We start from the raw sequence: 3633 nt of genomic DNA, 5'->3' as shown, positions 1-3633 counted from the left end.
ATGATGGTGTTGGGAATAAATCAATTCCGGTATACAAAACGGGGAGGTCTTATGGCCAGAGGTATCAATCATCCTTGTTTAACCGGCCAATAGAATCCGCTTTTACTGATGCAAGTGGGCTAACTAAAATTACCTGGCAGGGAATGGACCGTTTAACAGGTGTGTTTGCTACTGAAGTAGAATACACGAACCTGAGTAATGTAATTAAAAAGATCAGAGCTAAAATTGATGAGACAACAACTTCTATCTCAGATATTAAGCCAGGTACGACCCTTAGGTACCGTACGTTGTTTTTACCTGATACCGTTTCAATCGATACATTTTCAACTGCTTTTCAAACACAACGGGTAGGAGCCGATATCACCTCAACCTATTTTAAAAATAAAGGTAATCCATTCTTAGCTGCTGCAAGTGGTGGTAGATGGCGTAATATTGCCGATTGGACAGTTACTGCAAATATTAAAAATCATGGTGGTTTAGGTGGCTGGTGCTCGGATCAAGGTGGCTGTTTGGCAATGGAAATGGGCTGGGATGGCACTGCACAAATTACCAATGGTAAAATATACCRAACTTTTACGCTTCCGGCGGGCAGCTATAGTTTCGAAATTACCATGGCTAAAAATGAAGCAAAGGATCCGGTTTACATCGTAGCAGCAGCTGGTAATACCCTGCCAGATGTGGCCGATGTATCAACTTCATTGGGGTATACCAATTTTGCAAATAATAAGTTCCAGTTTACATTAACACAATCAACAACAGTTTCAATAGGCTTTCTTGCCACGATGCTAACGGCATCAGGAAATCAATTCTGGATTGTAAAAGAAGTAATGCTTAAATCACTTTAACGTATTAAAGTTAATTTCTTATTCTCTGGGTTTTATCAAAACCCAGAGAATTTTTTATTTAAGAATAATGTTAAATTAGTTGATCAAAAAATCCTTATGCCAAATAGAATCCCATTCACCCTTATTGTATGGATAATTATTTTAATCCAATCCTGCGCTATAAACAAGGATCACAATTTTTCAAATACTTATGTTAAGGAAAGTTATAAGCTAATTTGGAGTGATGAATTTAACAAAAATGGCGTTCCAGATCCAGCCAATTGGGATTATGAGAAAGGTTTTGTCCGTAACGAAGAGCTACAATGGTATCAGCCCGAAAATGCTTTCTGCAAAGATGGCAAGTTGATTATCGAAGCGCGAAAAGAAGTAAAACCTAATCCGCTATATGTAGAAGGAAGCAACGAATGGCGTAAAAAAACAAAAAATATAGAATATACTTCAGCTTGTATCATTACTAAAGGTTTACAAAGCTGGCAGTATGGTCGATTCGAAATGAGAGGAAAGATCGACATTTCAGATGGGCTTTGGCCGGCATTTTGGACACTAGGCATAAAAGGTCGCTGGCCTGCAAACGGTGAAATCGATATTATGGAATACTACCGGGGAAAATTATTGGCCAATATCGCAAGTTTAGGGCCCGATAAAAAGGCGAAATGGTTTAGTAACACAAAACCCGTAGCCGAATTGGGCGGAAAAAAATGGGCATCTGAATTTCATATATGGCGCATGGACTGGGATAGCGAAGCCATCAGTTTATTTGTAGATGGAATGCTTTTGAACAAAACGCTGTTAACCGATCTTAAAAATGATGACGGCTCAGATTTTCATCCTTTTAAACAACAACATTACATCTTGTTTGATCTGGCAATGGGCGGTATGAATGGTGGCTCGTTAAATGATACTAAATTTCCCAATAGGATGGAAGTCGATTATATTAGGGTGTATCAGAAATAGATGCCTTTGAAATTGTCACCCTGAGGGATAATTTATTTATAAAAATCAATATGAGTGACGTATAAATGATTTCTTTTTGCCATACGGCACGGTCTTGCCTCGGCTCGCCGCCGCCAAAGGGCTCTTTCTTTTTGGCATCAAAAAGACCAGCATAGCTAGCTTGAATGCCGCTGAAAGCATAAAGGCCCATGAAAAAACAAAAAATGCCGGCTGAAAATTTTTCTTTTGAAGCCAGTTGTGCGGCCAGAACAGTTCAGCCCGAAAAATTTGTTAGGCCGGATTTAAGTAGAACGGGGATACAATGCTATGGCCCAGCTGGATGGAAATGCGAAAGCAATTAAAATACTGATTAATAATAATTTGTAAAATAACGTCAATGGTAGCGTAGTCGAAGGGCTGAACAAGTTCAGGATGACGACCGCGTTGTAAATAAGAAAGCGCCATGGAAATTAAACCATGGCGCTTTCTATTATATTTCTAAGAATTAATGTTGAACTTTTATTTCAGTTCTTCTGTTCACCATTCTACCTTCTTCACTATCGTTCGAGCTGATCGGTTCTTTTTCGCCATGACCAACAACAGTAAAATTACTGCCGTTTAAACCTGCGTTTATAAAGTAAGATTTTACGGCATTTGCACGGTCGATAGAGAGTTGCATATTGTGATCGGGTGTACCCTCAGCAGATGAATGTCCGTTAAGTACAAATTTGGTGGTAGGCGATTTTTTCATTTCCGCCACTGCTTTATCCAGGATAGCGAATGATGATGTTTTAAGTACAAACGAATTAAACTCAAACTGGATATTGTCTAAGTTAAAGTTGGGTTTTTCAACTGGAGCCGGAGCTTCTTCTTTCTCTGGTGCAGGCGCTGGTTTTTTTTCCTCTACTGGTGGTGCTGGCTTTTCAACAGGTGCTGGAGCTGGTTTTGCTACCAGTTTTTTTGTTTTACAAGAGTACATTGTAAGGGTAAACAAAGCGAGGAGCGTAGTGAATAAAAGGTTTTTGGTAATGTTCATGTTTTAAGATTAATTTAAGTTTACTGTGTGTTTGTTGCCCAAACATACTAATAAATGATTACAGCTATAACGGTGTTTTTTAGAAGAAGTTATATTTAATGTGTTAATCCGTCTAATTTTAACTTCAGTTTTACTCAAACATATTCACATCAATTCCCTTTATGTATTATAACATTTTACTATGGAACGTTTTGAAAACAAAATCGCTTTAATTACCGGAAGCAGTCAGGGAATTGGCGCTGCATGTGCCTTAAGGTTGGCAAAAGATGGCTGTGATATTATTTTAAATGGCCATAAATTTGATGAAAGGGGCGAAAAACTTATCGCAGAAATACAAGACATGGGTAGGAAAGCAACTTTTTTGAAGGCCGATTTAAGTAAGGCCAAAGAAGCCGCTAAATTGATAACCGATGCCGTAGCAGCATTTGGCCATTTAGATATTTTAGTAAATAATGCGGGCGTAGAAAAAAAAGCCAGCTTTTGGGATGTTACTGAAGAAGATTACGACCTGATCATGAATACAAATTTAAAAGGTGTTTTTTTTACCATCCAATCGTTTGTAAATTACTGTAGGAAAAGTAAGGTAGCCGGAACCGTAATCAATATGAGTTCTGTACACGAAGAAATCGCATTTCCACATTTTGCTGCGTACTGTGCGAGTAAAGGAGGCTTAAAGATGTTAACCAGAAATCTCGCTTCAGAATTAGCCCAATTTAATATCAGGATTAACAACGTAGCGCCCGGAGCTGTTTCAACACCGATTAATCAAGATTTATTGAACAATAAAGAACAGTTGGAAAAAGTACTTCAAAATATCCC

5 protein-coding genes are annotated in these 3633 nt (G+C 38.3%); 3 read left to right on the top strand and 2 right to left on the bottom strand.

The window, feature by feature from the left end; all coding sequences use genetic code 11:
• The coding region (locus AC1DND_RS22655) for a DUF5013 domain-containing protein (protein WP_477584861.1) at positions 1-845 on the top strand (845 nt) is incomplete at its 5' end.
• Between the two features lie 96 nt (positions 846-941).
• Positions 942-1799, top strand: coding sequence for a glycoside hydrolase family 16 protein (locus tag AC1DND_RS22650; RefSeq protein ID WP_477584860.1), 858 nt, complete (start codon positions 942-944; stop codon positions 1797-1799).
• Here AC1DND_RS22650 and AC1DND_RS22645 read toward each other — a convergent pair.
• Both AC1DND_RS22645 and AC1DND_RS22640 read right to left on the bottom strand, forming a co-directional pair.
• The gene (locus AC1DND_RS22645; protein WP_477584859.1) at positions 1780-1989 is read right to left on the bottom strand and encodes a hypothetical protein; all 210 of its coding nucleotides are present in this window, start codon (positions 1987-1989) and stop codon (positions 1780-1782) included. The genes AC1DND_RS22650 and AC1DND_RS22645 overlap by 20 nt on opposite strands.
• 294 nt (positions 1990-2283) lie before the next feature.
• Complete coding sequence (locus AC1DND_RS22640; protein WP_230150534.1) at positions 2284-2814, bottom strand: OmpA family protein; 531 nt, start codon at positions 2812-2814, stop codon at positions 2284-2286.
• 181 nt (positions 2815-2995) lie between these two features.
• Here AC1DND_RS22640 and AC1DND_RS22635 point away from each other — a divergent pair.
• On the top strand, positions 2996-3633 hold a 638-nt coding region (locus tag AC1DND_RS22635; protein ID WP_477584858.1), incomplete at its 3' end, for an SDR family NAD(P)-dependent oxidoreductase.

Source organism: Pedobacter sp. 01N416 (genome assembly GCF_056399685.1).
This window is presented reverse-complemented; position numbering and strand designations above follow the sequence as displayed.

Bases quoted from the DNA above. Each gene is read 5' to 3' on its own strand.
- AC1DND_RS22650 (WP_477584860.1), top strand. From the start codon at position 942: ATGCCAAATAGAATCCCATTCACCCTTATTGTATGGATAATTATTTTA.
- AC1DND_RS22640 (WP_230150534.1), bottom strand. From the start codon at position 2,814: ATGAACATTACCAAAAACCTTTTATTCACTACGCTCCTCGCTTTGTTT.
- AC1DND_RS22645 (WP_477584859.1), bottom strand. From the start codon at position 1,989: ATGGGCCTTTATGCTTTCAGCGGCATTCAAGCTAGCTATGCTGGTCTT.